This window comes from Streptococcus sp. 121, assembly GCF_016458205.1.
Lineage (GTDB): Bacteria > Bacillota > Bacilli > Lactobacillales > Streptococcaceae > Streptococcus.
The window spans coordinates 1-17,984 of the sequence record NZ_JAEMED010000026.1 but is presented as its reverse complement, the minus strand read 5'-3'; the positions used below and the strand labels follow the sequence as shown (position 1 = coordinate 17,984).

Sequence of the window (17,984 nt, the reverse complement as noted above, 5' to 3'; positions counted from 1 at the left end):
CTTCATTTTGATTTCAAGACACTTCACACTCTATCTCCCTCGCAACACCCCAAACTCCTTCTTCGTAATCGTCCTAGTCAGAACCAACAACACTCCATAAATCACCCCGAAAACTACTACTTTCATAGCGATGCTCATAAAATCACTTTTAATTGTGATAAATTGAAATATGAAATAGACACTCAATCCTGTTACAATACTACAAACAAGAGGTTTGATAGCAATTATTGAAAGTTGCTTTAAATCTAAGTAATTACGAGCAAAATAAGTCATTAGAGCACAGACGATTGTTTCAACAATAACCATTGTTACACCTGCTCCTCGATATCCAAAATTGGGTATCAATACACTATTAAGTAGAACACTAATAATGGCTCCTGTAAATACCGATACAGTAAAATACTTTACATTATCGGTTGGAATGAGTGTTTGTCTACCAACAATTTCAGAGAAAGCAATTGGAACCAGTGCAAATACAATGATATTAATAGCTATGTAAGCTTCGGAATAACTAGACCCAAAAAATAACCGAACAAATTCTTGACTAACCAATAACATACCAATAACAATAGGGAAAGTAATCAAGCTATTAAAGAGCATGGAGAGCGTCATGACACGCTTCACTTCTTCCTTTTTCCCTTGAGCATGTAAATTCGTCATTCTTGGTAACAAGACGGCACTCAGTGTTGCAACGACATTGATTAAGATTGCATTAATATTGATAGCCTGTGTGTAAAGTCCAACATCTGCAATACTCCCCAAACTTCCAAGAAGGATTCTATCCAAAGTGTTGTAGATAGAAATTGAAATTTGGGGTAAGAAAAATGCGATGGTTGGTCTAAAGTGAGCCAGAATTTCATGGCCAGGAATCTTAACCAAATCGACATATTTTCTAACATTCAGCCACATAATTAACTGGGAAATCAATGCAGAAATGCTAAGAACAAAGACATACAAATAAATATCTGATGGTTCTTTAATAAAGATAAAAATACACAAAACACTTAACAATTTGATAATAGTGTTTCGAATAACAATATTTTTAAAATCCTCTACACCTTGAAATAGCCAACTAATATCTATCATGCTCGCAACAACTGTCAAAATTTGCATGATAAAATAGGTTTGAAACTGTCCTGGAAAAATAAAAATATAGACAAGGTAAGTCAACAAAGAGATACTAGTGGTTAAGAGCTGGAAGTAATAAATTGAAGAAAAAGTATGAGAAATTTCTTCTTTACTCCTATGGCTAACTTTTGCAATTTGATTACTACCATAGGTTATAATCCCAAGCATACCGAACATGGTGAAATAAGCAGTAATGGAAGCTGTATAATTATAACCCCCCATTATATCTGGACTAAAGATCCTCGTTACATAAGGAACTGTAATTAAAGGCAAAATAATCGTTAATATCTTATAAAGAAAATTATAGATAAAATTCTTAATAACTTTCATTTTACCCTCCAACCTTTTATTTTAATCGCGATATAAGAAAGTTTCCATAACTGATTTTTGAGCAAAAAAGCTAATAATTTCGAAGATTTCTTTTTGGGATAACCATTTTCATAGGCCTGAAGAAAACGAACATCCGTCCCAATTGTTTTTAGATATTCTGTACCATCGCTTAGTGAATTCGTGCTCCAAATACCATCACATGCATATACAATTGCATCTCTCATAACATGTTCTTGAAATACTTCATTTAAAGAATCTATATTCCATTTCTTCATAAAATCAGCAATATAATTATGTGTTGCACTGGCTTGCAAATACCGATCCATTTTTAAATTCTTTATTCTAGTAACAGAATCTGGATTATAGGTCATAATATAGAGACCTTCAGTAATATACAAAACACTCTTCGCAAAAGTTAATATTGGTAAACTTTGAATCAAATCTTCACCTAACCATATTGAAGACAATTCTCTAGCCATGTCATATTTTAAAGCCAGATCTCGACGAATAGCTGAATATCCAATAGCAAAATAACCATAGCGTAAAAAACCTTCATACAACCTAGTTTTGTCAGTCACAAATAATTCATCTTCTTCAAAATAGGAGGCAACAAACTTTTCCCCCTTACGTTCCCGAATCTTAGGGAAAATGACAACTTCTGCTTCTGTAGCTGTAATTTTTCTATCCAAAACTTCCAGTGCATTTTGGACTAGCAAATCATCACCATCCAGATAAATTACGTACTCACCAATTGCATAAGATAATCCCGTTGATCTTGCTAACGCAACACCTTCATTTTCTTGCTTATCAATAATTTGAACATTGGGGTGATTCTGAAATTTCTCTTGGATAATCGCTAGTGAACTATCAGGTGAGGCGTCATTCACTAAGATTAATTCAAAATTATCATAAGACTGCATCAATACAGAATTGACGCAGTCTTCAATATAATCCTCAACATTGTATATCGGTACAATAACCGAGAACTTACACATTTTTATAACCATTCCTTTCGTTTTACTCAATGCACAACACAAAATGAAAATGTGTCATACTCTCAGTTTCTACACTATAATTAAAATGAGGGAACTATCACTACTACAAATCAGGATGAGGTGAATAAATGAATGGTATACCGCTACCACGAATTTTTATAAGTATAGCTCTTTCATCAAGCATAACTAATTGTGACTTTGAGCACGTAAACATATAATTAGAAAAAGACTCGTTTGTGAAAAGGAAGTGCCGTCAAAGAGATAGATTCTTATCTATTTTGGTGAGGAGAGTCCCCACATGTTAAAAATTGTCGTTGCATTGGTGTACATAAAAACTTTGTCATAGACGTTTTTGCCATCACCGACAAACAGGGACTTCCTAGCTACCATCGTAAACGTAAACGTTTCTCAACTTTTACATATGGTCTCATTCAGCAACATGACTGGTTGGAATACTATTCTTGCCCCGATGTCTGTATGGAATCTACTGGTATTCCCTTTTTCAAAATTCTAGAAGAAAACTTTAATATTTGCTTGGCTCACCCAAAATATGCTTAAGCCATATCTAGAAAGAAAAGATGCGCAATGGATTTCCGACCTTTTTATGCACGATCTCGTTGCTTCTAGCTTTATTCCTCGTTTTAAAATCAGACAACTACGTAACTTCATTCGCTATCATGAAACCACCCCAACTTCAAGTTAGTACAAAAAATCGATATCAAATGTAAAGAAGATTTAGAACTGATGATACTTGAAGTTGGACAAGAATATGAAGAACATGTAAAACTCATTCAAACAGTGACTGACTTCAAAAAAATTATCTGCTCTCAGAGTCATATCTGAAATCGACGTAGATATGAAATTGACGTTGATATGACAATCTTTGATACTCCCGGAAAGCTCTGTTCTTCGGCAGGTTTAGATCCGTCTAATTAACGAATGTACTGTAAAGAAGGAATGGAAAAGCTCTAATTACTATCTATCGCAAACTATTGTTAGCCATTTACCAGGTTCTACTAAAGAAAAAAAGCTACAATCCTAACTTGAAAAATTATCTAAAATCAAGAATCCAGATAAGACATTGTCTGCCAAAGGTGGCATACGATACGCACAACAATACGGTTTTAACCTAACTTAATCTTAAAAATTAGGTAGAAAATCTTCTTTTAAATGCGTCCTAAATTTGAATAAGCAACAAATCATTGACTCGTATTTTTTCAAACATCAATTAATGTAATGATAGAGACCTTAAGGCCAAAGTTTCACCTAAGTCACTCCACTTAATCTAAAAGATCTTCATTCACTTAATTAACACTCCCATTTAAAAACGGTCTTAAACGGTGTTATCAAATCCTTAGCAAATATACGATGGATATCTTCAACAGAACGAACTGGTTCCTCTACAGAAATTATATATCGTAAACGGTCTTGTATTTTTTTATCACCCAGAATTTCAACGGCAGTTATAAAATCAGCTCTCCCGGAACGAGATGATCCAACTATCGTTAAACCTTTTTCCAATACATCTCTAGTATTGATAGCTACTTTATAATCGCTTACCCCCATTAAAATGATTGTTCCTTGAGGTTTAATGCGATCTATAATGTGATTAATCGCCGGTTCACTTCCCTGACCACCAGCACACTCGAATGCGTGATCAAATTTAAGATTTTCTGGCAGTTCATTAGTCAAATAAGTAGCGTGCACAAAATTAAACAGACTTAATTTTTCTGGATTGCGTCCCACTACAGTAATGCGCGAATCTGGGAACAAAAAATGAAGCACATTAGCTACAAGAAATGCCAAACTTCCATCTGCCACAATGAGTATATCTTCACGAACAGAATGAGCAATCTGATCAAAACGATTAATTGCATGAACAGCCACACTGGTAAATTCTGATAAGGACGCTATCTCATTGGGCACATTATAATAGGGAACAATACGGTCGAGAGGCAAGGATACCACTTCTTGCATAAACCCATCAAAACCACTTGATAGAAAGTATGTACCTTCTCGATAATTTTCATAAAAAATCTCATCGCTTTCACAAGGTGGTTGGTTTGGAATCATTGCAACAGTTTGACCAACAGTATAGGTACCAGATGGATCTGCAACTACAATTCCACAAGCCTCATGAATTGGTGCCATAGGCATTTTTTTTTTCAAAATTTCTGGATCTCTGCGACCTTGATAGTAACGTTGGTCTGCATGGCAAATTGCAAGATAATTAGGTTTAACAAGCACCTTCCCAGCTTGATTCGTCGATAACTCTTCATATCTAATTGAAATCTGCTTAGGTTTGACCAATTGATAAACTTGATTCAACATACTAATTATCCTCAATCATACTACGCGCAATCTTTAAATCAACAACTGTTGTAATTTTTATATTGGAATAATCCCCTTGTGCCAAGGACACCTTTTTTCCTTTTAATACAAAAATCTTACATGCATCAGTTAGTTGTTCTCTCTCAGAATTTGTCAATTCTTCATATAGACTTAAGAAAGACTTCATTCGAAAAGTCTGAGGGGTCTGACCTTGATAAAGATACTGTCTCTCAGGAATCTGGCTAATTATTTCCTTATCCATGCTCTGAACAATCGTATCTGTCGCTTCAACTACCGTATCAACCGCATCAGAAGTTTCGATTTTTGTAATATTCTCTTGAATAGAGCGAAATGAAATAAAAGGCCGTACAGAATCATGCGTAATGATCACATCATCCTCAGTCAAACTATGTACTGATTCAATTGCCCGAATAATCTGCTCAATCGTCATATTTCGATCAGCACCTCCTGGTACAATGCGAATCCGATCTTTCGATCCATCTAAATACTTATTAATCAAATCTTCAGCATAAGTTACCCAGTCAGGATGAACTCCTACCACTACCTCTTCAATTTCATTAACAAGAAGAAATTTTTCAATTGTATGAATCAAAATAGGTCGATTTCCCAAATCTAAAAACTGCTTTGGCAGGTCCTGGACACCCATTCTAGTACCCTTACCGCCTGCTAAAATTCCTGCGTATATCATCAATTTCTCCTTCATATTCATAATTTAAGTAAGTGTTTTTAAACATCAAAACCGAGCAAAAAAATACACTTAATCCGTGAACTTCAAAAAGACCCGTGAGCATAGCAAGTACAATTAATCCTGCATTATAAAAAGAAAACCTGAATTTTCTTGCTTCTATCAATACAAAAATTAAAAAAATAAAGAAAATTATAATTCCTTGAAAAATCAAAAGGTTTATGTAAAAATTTTCCATATTTATAACTAAACTTTGATACAGGGTAAGCTTATATGAACTTCGCGGTAACCAACCAATCCCAAAATTTTGGTAGTATATATTTGCATAATTCAACCGATTTGTAAAGAGTGTATCTAGGTAAACAAAAAAACTATTTCCATTGTTATAATTTATGGGTAAGTAAACACCTAAAAATGTAATTCCTAGTATTAGAATAGTTAAAATATTTCGAGAAACTTGTAGCCTTCTAAATTTTTCTTTAAAAACTATTAAAACAAGGATCAAAATAGCCATTAATGTCGTTGTACGGGAATTTACTGTAGTATCTACGGCATATATCAAGGCTCCAAGGAAAGCAACTGTCAATGTTCGACTGATCACATTCCATTGTTTATTAGAGTAGATTAGAGAAAAATCAAATATAATACTTAAAAAAACGGCTCCAAGTGAATTTGGGTGTGCAAAACCAAAAGAATGCCTTATTGATGAATCACGAAGAAGAACTACATCTTGTAAAACGCCTATATAATTTAAAAAAAGAATTGATAACAAGAACAATACTTTAACAATTAGTGAGATTTTTACAAGAGATTCATTTTTTTCACTTGAAAGGATAGATAAACTTATCAAACAAAGAACTTGAAAAAGTTGAACTGTAAATTGTCTTGTCAAAAAAATTGATAGGAAAAAAACAAAAATCAATAATAAAATTTGGAACAATTTTTGAAGAGAAAGTCCATATTCATAAATATTCATTAAAAAAAGACTTGGGATTAAAAATGCAAAAACAATAAAATTTAAATTAAAATCAATTTGGATATTTACATAAGTCAAAAAAGTAAATACTATACCTAATATAAAAGTCAAATTAAAAATAAAATTATATCGATTAACTTTCATCTTCACTCCTGTCATCAAAGCTTATTTGTATTAATTTTTGTGTAAAATGTTCGGTTTTCAAATTATTAGATAATCTTCGAATATTTTGGAACATTTTCTCACATTTTTCAAATGAAGTCTTTTGGGGGGGATTATATTTTAAGTGTTTTCCCATTTTACCGCTACACTCAGCTATACCACCATACCAAACCAAAGCAAATTTCCCCTCTATTTTTTCTATTAAATCCTCTGGAGAAAAACTACCATGATATTGAATGTTTTCGGTAAACTTAGACTCTACAGTACCCATGCTATGAAGATTTACGATTAATTTGCGATTGTTCCGAGTCATCTCATAAATACATGAACTTGTTTTTAGATCTAAGTTTCCAGCAATCGTTGTCAAACATTCAACATTACTTCGTTTTCGGGATTTACTTTTTATCAGATAAGGGCACCTCTAAAAACTAAACTCTTAAAAATTCGAACATTGATTTATCAAAATTTCTACGACATGATTTGATGCAAAACCGGAGTTTTTCGAGGTGCCCATAATTAAAAATTTCCATGTTAATTATCTTATCAACAGATAACCCAGCCTCCTTAAGACATCTCTTCATGGAAAGATGGTGAACAATTACTTTGTTATATATATCAAAATGGTCTATTTCTGATTGGCTAATTTCTCCAAATTCTCTAAAAGTAATCAAATCATGAATTAATGAAGCCGTTCGTGCACTTTTTTTGTTGATTATTAATTCATATAAATTACTATCCATTCTGTAAAATCATCTCTAACCTAGTGACATTTTCATCCCATGAAAAAGCTTTGAGCTTCTGACTCCCATTCATTCCTAAACTATATCTTAACTGATCATCTTCAATTAAATGAATTATATTTTCAGCCAAAGCATCTGAATCATTAATAGGTGATAAAAGTGCAGTCTTTCCATCCTCAGCATAATCAAAAACTCCTTCATAAGAAGTTGATGCCAAAGCACAGCCACAAGCAAGACTCTCCGCACCTGTCAAGCCAAATCCCTCTTTGACACTTGCACAAATAAAAATAGAGCTCATGTTATAAATTTTATGCAATTGCTCCGGGCTAGCGTGTTGAGTGTAAGTCATCCACTTTGAATCATAGAAACTAGGTCTTTCATATGCTCCAAATAAATTTAAGTGAAGTTTAGGATAAGTTGCTTTAACTTTCCTAATAGCATCCATAGCAATTGGAACTCCTTTGTGCGCCTTTGTATGATATAGCATTGCAATCTGAAATTTATCACGCATTTCAATTGGTTGACTAACATAAAAAGATTCTACATCTATGGCATTTGAAATAAGAGAAACTTCTTCATCATACTCTTTTACAACGTTCAACAACCATTTTGATATTACTATGTTTTTCATACCAAATTTGTATGTATCAATAACTTCATCATCTGAGTACTTCCAGTTTTCAAAATCTTGAATTAAATATAGTTTTTCACCACATCTTGTTGGAAGATTTTTAACCAACTTTGCTGTCTCCACTGCTGTTGCAAATACAAAATCTGCATCTGGAAATGCTCTTCCATCCCTATATGCCGTGACTATTTTCTTTACTTTGGGATTCAGTTTAAACCACTGTGGAAACCACGGTGATAAAATCTTTCCAAATTTATCTTTAAAATAGAGATTAAAAGGAATATTCGAAAAACTGGAATCTACCATAAAGACTAGATTTACTTGATGTCCTCTCTCTACGAGACGATTAGCAAACTCGAAAACAATTTTAAAGCCACCAACGGGTTTTCTGCTCATACCTGGTAGGCAAAAAGTAATTTCCATCTTATTATCTTTCTTCATTCATCAATTTTAGTATAAATTCAACAAAGGATTTTGCACTATACTCACCACTATATCCATAGTCTATCTCTCCTTTTTTTGTTAACCATTCTAAATCAATATCAGAAACAGTGTTAAAAATTTTCATATATTTTTCATTGTAGAATGGGAAAGTTCTAATATTGGTATTATTAGTCAGTAATTTTTTATTATAAATTACTGACTCATAATACCTAAGCGTCGGACCGTATTGATTCTCTTGCACTACTTCTAATACTACATTTGATTCAGAAACATTTTGAATATTTTCTCGATATGTAATATTTTCTGAGTATAAATCATGCTGTTTCAATTCCAATTTCTCTTTACCGTTTGAACTTGCTACCAACAACTTTTGTGTAACACCATTCGATTTAAAGAAATTAGATAATTCAATTAAATGTTTACTCCTCCCTTTTGCAACACCCAAAAAATAAATATCTTGCTGAATAGCACTTTTTCTTGGTTTGACATATGGAATCGGATGAGGGAAGTACTTAAATCCATATTGTTTTGAATCTTTTTCATCAAAAGAAATTATTTCTGTAAAGATATCAGAATCAATGTAAGATTGAACCTTATATGTATCACGTTTCCCCATACTGTCAACTAGGTATAAGTAAAAATCTACATGATATTGTTTTTTTAATTTCAGTAGATTGGTAAGTTCTGTCATAAACAAAGAATTGTTCGTAAACAAAATTTTATATCGGGTATTTATGTCAAAGTTTATCTGATTCAGCGATAAAAACTTTTTCCACATTCCCTTAAAAGGTAGTTTTATCCTCTGGTAAATTTTATAAGAATAATGAACTCTCATTAATGTATAGATTATCGACTTTTGGTCTAAAATTGTTTCTCCGTATAAAATTTTTATCCTTGAATCGGATTCCAACTCTTTAAAAATAGTTCGTGTATCTTCACGCCCTGATAATATAAATAATGTTTCTTGTTTCATTGCAATACCAACTAATTTTTAAATAACGTGTATAAAGACATCAACATCATTAAGTAATTAATCACAAAGTAAAAAATAGTATAGTGAGGTATCAAATTAAGACAAATGGAAATCAACAAAAAGACTTGTGGTAATCCAGTAATTGAAGTTAGATTTAAGGCAAATATCTTAATTGGACTATAATCTGCCTTTTGTTTCACCTCCGACGAGGAGGCATCTTCTCCAACTGTATTTATATATTTATGCATGACCAGTCTCGGAAATAACTGAAATACTCCAGATAAAGCCCCTAGAATAATGTAAAAACTTTGTTGAGTAATGTTTGAAGCTGCAATTCCAACCGAAAAAAATGTTAAAAACATTGCAGCATAGCCTATCATAGCATCAACTACGCTCCCATCTTTAGAATACTGTTGGCGATAACGGGCTAAATTTCCATCTACTCCGTCCATCAGATTCCAAAAGAAAAATGAAAACCAAGATATTAATAGAGCAAAAGTATCAATTCGAGTACTCATTATAAAGCTAGCACAAAGAAGTGGAATAATGGATAAATATGAAACTTGATTGGGGGTAATAGAAGTATTTAAAAATGGTAAAGTTAACCAATATGAAATTGGTCGCCCCACATAGAAAGCAAAGAAATCATTTTTTGCTTGTGCTCTTTTTGCAGGTGACATCGTTTTATTTTTGAGATCTTGATATTTTTTAAAGAAATTCACGTAACTACTCCCAATCTATAATCAACTATAACTAACAATCCAGATATCGAAAGATTAATTTTACTACAATCTATTAATTACCAAAATTTTTGGATATAATAACGATCATCATACTCTAATTAAAATACAGTCTACATAGTAAAAACCGGTAGACCTCACTCTTTACTTACATACAGTAATATATTTTCATTTTTGACAAAAATTTAAACACTAATCTAAGTACCATAATTTAAACCATGCTTTAATCTATTTTTCCTAGCAACGATAGATATTTTTCTGTTAAGAGGTTTGCTTCATATTTAATGTCAAAATGGTTATCACGCACTTCTTCTGATACGTCTTTTCGATAAATTCCATTCACACTTTTATATATTTGGTTTGCCCAAATCTCTGGACTTTCTTCAAGACTCATGAAAAAAGTCGAATCTATAATCTTTGTTTCTTCTGTAATTGCAGTGGACAATACGGTTAATACTCCAGAAGCTTGAGATTCAACTCCAACTACTGGCAAACCTTCGTATAGTGATGGAAGAAGAAATACATCAATGGTCTGATATAAAAAAGTAACATCTGAAACTTGTCCCAAAAGTTTTACTGATGATTCAATACCTAACGACTTGATTTTTTTACATATATCATTTTCAAGAGGACCTTGTCCTGCTAAAATCAATATTGCATCTGGTTTCAATTTAATAAGTTCAGCAAAAATTTCTAACAAAAATTTATGATTTTTTTGCTCCACAAATCGACCAATATGTCCTATTACTAGTGTATTTTCACCTATATCTAATTCTTTACGCTTTTCTGCACGTTGATTAGCATTGAATTTAAATTTTTCAACATCAATTGCATTGTTCATCAGAAAAACATTTCCTGAATCATAAGTTGATTCTCCAAAGAGCCATTTTCCTGCCAAAATTGAACATGTGAAATATTCATTTGCAGACCATTTGGCTGTGGGACGAAGTATTAACTTTAGTAAATTTTTTAACATCTCTGAATTATTTGTCGTAGAATGACTATGCGCTATACGAATAGGAACTCTAGCAAGCTTTGCTACTGACAAAGGAAATACAGACAAGGTATTTATATGAGAATGAACAATTTTATATTTATTTTCTTTAAAAATTCGATAAAGTTCTTTACTGTAAGATCCAATTTTTTGATAAGGAGGAACAAGGATAACTTGTCCACCTAAATCCTCAATCTCTTTTCGTGGAATATCGGTAGAATCCTCATCACAAATAAAATCAAATTGAATTTGTGAACGATCTATATGTCGATAATAATTCATAACTACCGATTCAACCCCGCCACCAATCATTTTTCCAATAACAACACCTACACGCACAACCATTATCTATCTCAACTCCTTACCTACACACTATAATGTCACTGCAATAACCAGGTGCAAATCATAATATCGACATTGTCCCAGTTAACCGCCAAAAATAACATTTTCTTGTTTTTAAGCGAGTTCTTTATACGCCTTATTCAATCGGTTATTCCAATCACTATTTACTAGATAATAAGACTCATCTCCTTTTTTTCAGATATTAGAGTATTCGCTAGTAATAGCCGTTTTAGATTGGGCACCAGATTCCAAATGTTTATATTTAATTATACGATCAAATGGTATTTCTATATCAGTATAGTTGACAACCATATTTCCTTGTAATTTTCCATATCAAGTACCTCAGATTCAAATCGTAAACTACGGTACTCCAACTCACCCAGTTCATAATCCAAGAATACATCAATCATGCCTATAGACACGATCTTCGGATAACGTTTTTAGATACTCTTATTTATTATTGAAGTTATCAATTCCTGTCCCTATCTCAATTTTCTCACGATCCAGGATCTTCACAACGATTTGAGTATATCCATCAAAAGAAATTCCTTAATAGTTATCATTGAATTAAATTTTATCAGAGGTCAACCGAACTCATAAATGACGAACAATAAACCCAGGCAATTCTGTTGTTAGCCTCTCTCATTACTTTTCAGTATAGGATTTGATAAACTTTTCAACAAAGGTTTCAAACCCTCCATATTTAGCAGGAATCCCTTTGGAACCAATAATATATACGCTTCTTTTCATGTCTTCTCTCTACTTCGCTCCATCCCCAAAGAACACAACTTTGACTGTCCTCAACAATATCTTTATATCATCCGTAATTTTCCAATCTTGGATATACTCCACATCCAGTGCAACTACATCTTCAAAGTTGGTGATTTCACTACGGCCGCTGACTTGCCAGAGTCCTGTAATGCCAGGTTTAAAGCTCAGACGACGTTTGTGGGCGGGGGTGTAATCTAAAAACTCCTGTTTGGTTGGTGGGCGTGTGCCGACGAGGCTCATGTCCCCTCGCAAGACATTATAAAACTGTGGTAGCTCGTCCAAGCTGGTCTTGCGGATAAATTTCCCGATGGGGGTGATGCGGGGATCATTGTCCATTTTGAACATGCCACCCTCCATGGTGTTGTGGGCCATGAGTTCTTTTTTTCTTTCTTCCGCATCCATATACATGGAACGGTATTTATAAAATTTAAAGATCCGGCCATTGCGACCAACGCGGTCTTGGGCGAAAATGGCTGGGCCACCATCTCGGCGGATAAGGGGATAGAGTACGACACCTACTAGGCCACAAATAAGGAGTCCGACCAAGGCACCCGCAATGTCCATGAGGCGCTTGAGTACTAAATGGCTGGTCTGATGAAAAGTAGGGGCATAGGTTGTGACAGGGATTCCTGCAATGCTGACTTCCCGTCTGGGTCCCTCTGGATAAGTGTAGCCTGGTATAGCGGCATGGACCGTCATCCCCATGGATTCAAAGCTCTCAATCCATGAGGTGACGTCCGCTTCTTCTTCTGGAAGAAAGATAAGCACTTCATCAATAGTAGCTCTCAGAGCGAATTCTATCAAGTTGGTGGGACTGAGTTGCCCCTGATCTAAATCTCCCTTAGGTTGGTCGAGGAAATAACAACCATTCAGTGTGTAGTTAGCCTTGTCCAAAGCCTGTTTCAGCATCTCAAAACGGTCAGATTGGCTGATTAATAAGATGGATTTTGGTCCGATTGTTTCAGAGGTGGCAAGGACAGCGGACAACCAGTCAGGATCCTGATCTAACTTGTCTGCACTCATAGTAACTCCTATCATAATTTTCTGTAACTTATACTTAACAAATCTCAATATCGGTATACTCGAACCTTTCAACTAAGGAACTTAGAAATCCGATGACGGTTGAATGGACGGTCACCGAAAAAGCTTGGCTTCACAAGAATTTGAAAGGAAATGAGTATGAAAACGTGTCTATAACCATCCAATTATACCATAAATTAAGTGATTATTTCTACCCCGTGTGGAACTAAACACGACAAACGCATGAAACAGTAATTTCCGAATTATAACACAGTTTAAATTTAGTAACTTTAGCGATTCTCCTATAGAAGATTCCAAAAAGGATTATTTTTTATTGTCAAAATCCTGAACATTGAAATACAGAAAACTCTATTTTCTCGCTAAAAATCTCTCATGCGTTTGTCGTGGGAACTAAAGAAAAAAGGCCCTGTAAATGAGCCTTTTGAAACAATGATCTTAGCGGTTTACATACCGGCTAACGGGGTAATCTGCTGGGTCTAAATCACCTGTTTTTCCAAGAATTCCGAGGGCCAATTCCCGACCCAAAAGAGGACCGATGGTGAGACCGGTTGAGCCGAGTCCACTGACAGTCCAGACATGATCTTGGTCTGGTAAGGGACCAAAGAAGGGGGAATAGTCACTGGTGTAGGCACGGATGCCGACGCGGACTCCGGTCGCTTCTAGGCCTGTCACACGTGGGTAATAGGCCTGCATTTGGTCGACCAATTCCTGAAGCACTTGCGGGTCGACCTCCAGGTCAAAGCCCATGTCATTTTCATGGCTGGCTCCTAGGCTAACTTTTCCATCCCGGAAGGGAATCAGGTCAGCCTCACCTTCTGGCATGACCACGGGATAGGTGTCTGTCACTTCGTCTAGTTGGTAGTCCAGGATTTGACCCTTTTGTGGGCGGACATCCACCTGATACCCCAGAGGTTCCAATACTTTTCCCAGCCAGGCTCCTGTGGTTAAGAGAATTTTGCCATAGGCTTGGCCCTCAACCAAGATTTGACCTTGATCCCAGCTAAGTTTGACTTCTTTGCGGATGGGTTCTAGCCCTGCAGCCTGCAGCAAATCTTGCACTAGGACGCCACCATCCACACGCGCTCCACCGCTAGCCCAGAAAGCTCGGTCAAAGCCAGCGAGTCCTGGGAATCGCTGCTGCACTTGGTCGCGTGTCCAGAACTCTAACTCTCCCATAAGGGGTGACTCGGGCTTTTTAGCCAGAGCACGCTCCATGACCTCATCCAGATACTCTTCTTTTTTCTTCAAAACAAGAACACCGGTCTGCTCATAGGCTTGGCTAGGCTGGCCGACCTGCTCTAAGTCCTGCATCAAGCGAGGGTAAAAATCCGCTCCGAGGCGAGCCAGGCGGTACCAGGCCTTGTTGCGGCGGCGGGAAAACCAAGGGCTGATGATCCCAGCTGCCGCCTTGCTGGCTTGGCCAACTCCATGGTCATAGACAGTTACTTCGACTCCTTCTTCTTGACTGAGATAAAAGGCTGCGGTGGCACCGACTATCCCAGCACCAATGATGGCTACACGTGTCATACTTTCTCCTCCGAAAAAGGTTTGGCCTTGCGGCCAAACCTCAATTTATTCTTCTTCTTTCTCAGCTTCAGCCTCTTTTTCCTCATAGTAACCTGCTGGCACTGCAGATACTTTGGGAAGGGTCTTGAGGGGTTTTTCTTCCTCAACGATATCGGCTTCCTCATCCATGTCAATGATGATTTCCTCTTCTGGGGTCACAGCTTTTTTGACCTTGGCTACAACTTCTTCCTTGGTTCCGAATTTTTCGGTCAAGGTTTCCACTTGTTTTTCGGAGAAGGCTTTAACATCGTCCATCACAGACTGGACGGTGATATCACCGGATTGGACACCTGACTTGAATTCGTCGTAGCGTTGGGCTACGTTTTGTCCCAAATCCGCAGCGGCTTGGCTGACTTTTTCTTTGGTAGCTTCTGGATCAGCCTGATAATCAGCATACCAATCTTTGGCTTGTTGTGCGACTTTTTGTCCTTTTTTACTTTGGACAAAAAGGGCTGCGGCAGCGCCGGTAGCGGCTCCTAATAAAAGTGATGACAATTTACCCATGGTTAGTTACCTGCTTTCTTTTTTGATCCGAGTCCCGAAAGGGCTGTGCGCAAGAGGGTCCGGCTGAGGGCAGAACTGACTCCTCCACCTGTAGCAACAGCTTTGTCGCCCAGATTGCGGGCAGAGTTGTTCAGGTCTGAGACCGTCTCAGACAGGTCAGCAACAGCCACAAAGAGGGGATTGATGGTTTCCATCTTACCAGAGACGTCATCAGTTAGCACATTGACCTTGGCCATGAGTTCATTCACCTGATACAAGCTAACATTGACATCCGTTGTGAGCAACTTAATCGTTCGATTGGTTTCATCGACCGTTTTTCCCAATTTATGAATAAAAATAGTCAAATAGACGAAAAAGACGGCGAGGGCCAAGCCTACAAGACTAAAAGCAATTTCTACCATACAAACTCCTTCACTTTTCTGCTTGATACCAAGCGAGGTTTCTATTTTTGCGGCGGTAAATCCAGAGGCTGAAGCCAAGGATTACCAAGATGAGAGATAGGATTTGCGACACGCGCAAGGGTCCTAAGAGCAAGCTATCGGTCCGTAAGCCTTCTATGAAGAAACGACCTGTTCCGTACCAAATGAGATAAAAGAGGGCTAATTCACCTTCTTTAAATAATCGAGGGCGGTGGCGCAGACTAATGAGGATAAGGAAGCCCAAGGCCGTCCAAATGGATTCCATCAGGAAGGTGGGCTGGCGATAGGCGCCTTCGATAAACATCTGGTTCTGAATAAATTGAGGGAGGTAGTCCAGATTCTCAACCACAGCTCCATAGGCTTCTTGGTTGGCAAAGTTGCCCCAACGACCTAGGGACTGCGCAATCAGAACCCCTGGCGCTACGATATCTAAAAAAGTCCAAGGGGATAAAAGGTTGCGGCGGGCATACCAAATCAGGAAGAGCCCCCCAGCAATCAGGCCACCATAAATGGCAATCCCTCCATTCCAGATGGCTAACATTTCCTCTGGATGTTCTTGGTAATAAGACCATTGGAAGAGAACATAATAGATCCGAGCTCCGATAATTCCAATTGGGAAGCCCCAGAGGACAAAGTCTAAAATCAGGTCTGGATCCCAATTTTTGTACTTGGCCTCCCGCATGGACAAGAGAACCGCTAGGGCTAAGCCACTAATGATAAAGATGGCATACCAGCGAATGCTAAAGGGGCCCAGCTCAATGGCTATGGGATTCATTGGCTTCTTCCTCCTCGTTTTTCGCAATCAATTGGGTCAAACGGTTCTCAAAGGTCTTGGTCGCATCATAGCCCATTTCTTTAGCCCGGTAGTTCATGGCTGCTGCCTCGATGACCACCGAGATATTGCGACCGGTTTTAACGGGAATTCGAATCCGGGGGATGCGAACGCCTCCTACCTCAAATTCTTCTGGATTATTTCCCAGGCGATCAAATTGCTTATTGATGTCAAAGTTTTCCAAGTAGACAGACAATTGGACCTGGGAAGAATCTTTGACCGCGCTAGCCCCGTAAAGACTCATGATATCGATAATCCCCACACCCCGGATTTCCAAGAGGTGACGGAGGATCTCAGCTGGCTCCCCCCAGAGGGTCATTTCATCCCGCGGATAAATATCTACCCGATCATCCGCAACCAGACGATGGCCCCGTTTGACCAACTCTAAGGCTGTCTCACTTTTACCGATACCAGAATCTCCTTGTATCAGCACACCCATGCCATAGATATCCATGAGGACTCCGTGGACACTGGTCCGTTCAGCTAGTCGGGAATCCAAGTAACTGGACAACTCACCGGATAGGCGACTGGTCGCCGTGGTCGAGCGCAGAACAGGCACCTGGTTTTCTTCAGCCACAATCAAGAGCTCATCCGGAATTCGTAAACCACGTGCTACAATCACTACTGGTGTCTCATCCCGCAGCATATTCTTCAAAACTTGGTAACGGTTGTGAGCTGTCATGTGACCCAGATAGGACCACTCCTTCATCCCAATCAATTGAATGCGTTCTGGGGAATAATAATCAAAATAACCCGTAATTTCCAGTCCAGGCCTTGAAATATCCCCTGTCAAAATCGGTTTTTCCAGCAGTTTTTCTGGACCATAAATATGTTCCAGGCGAACCTTTTCCATCACTTCTCTTACTTTGACAGCCATGGCAACCTCCTCTTTTCTTTCCCTTATTATAGCATCTCAGAAGCCCTCTGACAATTTTTCCTTTTCCTAAAAAGAAAGACTGGGCAGCGCCCAGTCTCGACCTTCTGACCTACCATGTCCAGTCGTCTTCCTCAATCGGTTCCGCAGTCTTGCGGCGACGACCATCCCTGTAGGTCACTTCTTCATCATATTCAATCAAATCTTCTTTATAAGGCAGGATCGCAGAGAGAAGGATATAAAGAAATAGGGCCCATCCATCTGTCAGTAACAGGAAGAGCACGTATAGAACGCGAGCTAGAGTCCCGAGTTTATCACTTTAAAAAAGACAAAAGATAGCTAACCCCTTGGGGGACAAGGAGTTTGGCTATCTTTTTTAATTATTTTCGTGTTGTATATGAACCTCTAGCATAATTTCTTAATTCCTCGAACTTCACAACTCCCTTTGTCCAGTCAATTCCAAGAAGCTTATTTAACTCCTGCATATC

At 37.3% G+C, this 17,984-nt stretch carries 16 protein-coding genes and 3 pseudogenes; 1 reads left to right on the top strand and 18 read right to left on the bottom strand.

The annotated features are described in order from the left end of the window. Positions 1-30: 30 nt before the first annotated feature. Together JEQ21_RS06400 and JEQ21_RS06395 are read right to left on the bottom strand one after the other, a co-directional pair. Positions 31-1,458: a flippase gene (locus tag JEQ21_RS06400; RefSeq protein WP_199364594.1), complete on the bottom strand. Its 1,428-nt coding sequence runs from the start codon at positions 1,456-1,458 to the stop codon at positions 31-33. Next, positions 1,455-2,483, bottom strand: coding sequence for a glycosyltransferase family 2 protein (locus JEQ21_RS06395; protein ID WP_199364593.1), 1,029 nt, complete (start codon positions 2,481-2,483; stop codon positions 1,455-1,457). Before JEQ21_RS06395 ends, JEQ21_RS06400 begins: the two co-directional genes overlap by 4 nt. Before the next feature lie 288 nt (positions 2,484-2,771). Between JEQ21_RS06395 and JEQ21_RS10110 the strand changes: the two are divergent. Next, positions 2,772-3,591: pseudogene (locus tag JEQ21_RS10110) on the top strand (hypothetical protein). Positions 3,592-3,761: 170 nt separating this feature from the next. On the opposite strand, the gene JEQ21_RS06390 reads toward JEQ21_RS10110, so the two are convergent. The 16 genes and pseudogenes from JEQ21_RS06390 to hprK all read right to left on the bottom strand — a co-directional run bounded on the left by JEQ21_RS06390 (position 3,762) and on the right by hprK (position 17,499). Continuing rightward, positions 3,762-4,784: an alcohol dehydrogenase catalytic domain-containing protein gene (locus JEQ21_RS06390; RefSeq protein WP_199364592.1), complete on the bottom strand. Its 1,023-nt coding sequence runs from the start codon at positions 4,782-4,784 to the stop codon at positions 3,762-3,764. 1 nt (position 4,785) lies between these two features. Beyond that, on the bottom strand, positions 4,786-5,493 hold the full coding sequence (locus tag JEQ21_RS06385; RefSeq protein WP_199364591.1) for an IspD/TarI family cytidylyltransferase: 708 nt from the start codon (positions 5,491-5,493) through the stop codon (positions 4,786-4,788). Further along, positions 5,462-6,610, bottom strand: a complete 1,149-nt coding sequence (locus JEQ21_RS06380; protein WP_199364590.1) for a hypothetical protein — start codon at positions 6,608-6,610, stop codon at positions 5,462-5,464. Before JEQ21_RS06380 ends, JEQ21_RS06385 begins: the two co-directional genes overlap by 32 nt. Next, positions 6,600-6,995 (bottom strand): hypothetical protein, encoded by a 396-nt coding sequence (locus JEQ21_RS06375; RefSeq protein ID WP_199364589.1) that lies wholly within the window; start codon positions 6,993-6,995, stop codon positions 6,600-6,602. The genes JEQ21_RS06380 and JEQ21_RS06375 overlap by 11 nt, the downstream gene beginning before the upstream one ends. Before the next feature lie 365 nt (positions 6,996-7,360). Further along, complete coding sequence (locus JEQ21_RS06370) at positions 7,361-8,419, bottom strand: glycosyltransferase family 4 protein (protein WP_199364588.1); 1,059 nt, start codon at positions 8,417-8,419, stop codon at positions 7,361-7,363. Positions 8,420-8,423: 4 nt separating this feature from the next. Next, positions 8,424-9,413: a hypothetical protein gene (locus tag JEQ21_RS06365; RefSeq protein WP_199364587.1), complete on the bottom strand. Its 990-nt coding sequence runs from the start codon at positions 9,411-9,413 to the stop codon at positions 8,424-8,426. A gap of 11 nt (positions 9,414-9,424) precedes the next feature. Continuing rightward, on the bottom strand, positions 9,425-10,135 hold the full coding sequence (locus JEQ21_RS06360; RefSeq protein WP_199364586.1) for a CDP-alcohol phosphatidyltransferase family protein: 711 nt from the start codon (positions 10,133-10,135) through the stop codon (positions 9,425-9,427). Between the two features lie 241 nt (positions 10,136-10,376). After that, positions 10,377-11,492 (bottom strand): glycosyltransferase family 1 protein, encoded by a 1,116-nt coding sequence (locus JEQ21_RS06355; RefSeq protein ID WP_199364585.1) that lies wholly within the window; start codon positions 11,490-11,492, stop codon positions 10,377-10,379. A 27-nt stretch (positions 11,493-11,519) separates the two neighbouring features. Beyond that, positions 11,520-12,122, bottom strand: a pseudogene (locus JEQ21_RS09935) (UDP-galactopyranose mutase); the annotation flags it as partial. Between the two features lie 27 nt (positions 12,123-12,149). Next, a pseudogene (locus JEQ21_RS10295) lies at positions 12,150-12,239 on the bottom strand (DUF1972 domain-containing protein); the annotation flags it as partial. Between the two features lie 9 nt (positions 12,240-12,248). Continuing rightward, the gene (locus JEQ21_RS06345) at positions 12,249-13,283 is read right to left on the bottom strand and encodes a sugar transferase (RefSeq protein WP_267904631.1); all 1,035 of its coding nucleotides are present in this window, start codon (positions 13,281-13,283) and stop codon (positions 12,249-12,251) included. A gap of 453 nt (positions 13,284-13,736) precedes the next feature. Continuing rightward, a complete protein-coding gene (locus JEQ21_RS06340) occupies positions 13,737-14,828 on the bottom strand; it encodes an NAD(P)/FAD-dependent oxidoreductase (protein ID WP_199364583.1) in 1,092 nt (363 codons plus the stop codon). A 45-nt stretch (positions 14,829-14,873) separates the two neighbouring features. Beyond that, a complete protein-coding gene (locus JEQ21_RS06335; RefSeq protein WP_199364582.1) occupies positions 14,874-15,371 on the bottom strand; it encodes a YtxH domain-containing protein in 498 nt (165 codons plus the stop codon). A 2-nt stretch (positions 15,372-15,373) separates the two neighbouring features. Beyond that, complete coding sequence (locus JEQ21_RS06330; protein ID WP_196967037.1) at positions 15,374-15,772, bottom strand: DUF948 domain-containing protein; 399 nt, start codon at positions 15,770-15,772, stop codon at positions 15,374-15,376. A 10-nt stretch (positions 15,773-15,782) separates the two neighbouring features. Then, entirely contained in the window at positions 15,783-16,565 is a 783-nt protein-coding gene (gene lgt, locus JEQ21_RS06325) for a prolipoprotein diacylglyceryl transferase (RefSeq protein ID WP_199364581.1), read from the bottom strand. Continuing rightward, entirely contained in the window at positions 16,546-17,499 is a 954-nt protein-coding gene (gene hprK / locus JEQ21_RS06320) for an HPr(Ser) kinase/phosphatase (protein ID WP_199364580.1), read from the bottom strand. Before hprK ends, lgt begins: the two co-directional genes overlap by 20 nt. Positions 17,500-17,984: the final 485 nt, after the last annotated feature.

Excerpts from the sequence above, each read along its gene's own strand:
- JEQ21_RS06400 (WP_199364594.1), bottom strand. The coding sequence starts at position 1,458 with ATGAAAGTTATTAAGAATTTTATCTATAATTTTCTTTATAAGATATTA.
- JEQ21_RS06390 (WP_199364592.1), bottom strand. The coding sequence starts at position 4,784 with ATGTTGAATCAAGTTTATCAATTGGTCAAACCTAAGCAGATTTCAATT.
- JEQ21_RS06385 (WP_199364591.1), bottom strand. The coding sequence starts at position 5,493 with ATGATATACGCAGGAATTTTAGCAGGCGGTAAGGGTACTAGAATGGGT.
- JEQ21_RS06380 (WP_199364590.1), bottom strand. The coding sequence starts at position 6,610 with ATGAAAGTTAATCGATATAATTTTATTTTTAATTTGACTTTTATATTA.
- JEQ21_RS06370 (WP_199364588.1), bottom strand. The coding sequence starts at position 8,419 with ATGGAAATTACTTTTTGCCTACCAGGTATGAGCAGAAAACCCGTTGGT.
- JEQ21_RS06365 (WP_199364587.1), bottom strand. The coding sequence starts at position 9,413 with ATGAAACAAGAAACATTATTTATATTATCAGGGCGTGAAGATACACGA.
- JEQ21_RS06355 (WP_199364585.1), bottom strand. The coding sequence starts at position 11,492 with ATGGTTGTGCGTGTAGGTGTTGTTATTGGAAAAATGATTGGTGGCGGG.
- JEQ21_RS06345 (WP_267904631.1), bottom strand. The coding sequence starts at position 13,283 with ATGAGTGCAGACAAGTTAGATCAGGATCCTGACTGGTTGTCCGCTGTC.
- JEQ21_RS06340 (WP_199364583.1), bottom strand. The coding sequence starts at position 14,828 with ATGACACGTGTAGCCATCATTGGTGCTGGGATAGTCGGTGCCACCGCA.
- JEQ21_RS06335 (WP_199364582.1), bottom strand. The coding sequence starts at position 15,371 with ATGGGTAAATTGTCATCACTTTTATTAGGAGCCGCTACCGGCGCTGCC.
- JEQ21_RS06330 (WP_196967037.1), bottom strand. The coding sequence starts at position 15,772 with ATGGTAGAAATTGCTTTTAGTCTTGTAGGCTTGGCCCTCGCCGTCTTT.
- lgt (WP_199364581.1), bottom strand. The coding sequence starts at position 16,565 with ATGAATCCCATAGCCATTGAGCTGGGCCCCTTTAGCATTCGCTGGTAT.
- hprK (WP_199364580.1), bottom strand. The coding sequence starts at position 17,499 with ATGGCTGTCAAAGTAAGAGAAGTGATGGAAAAGGTTCGCCTGGAACAT.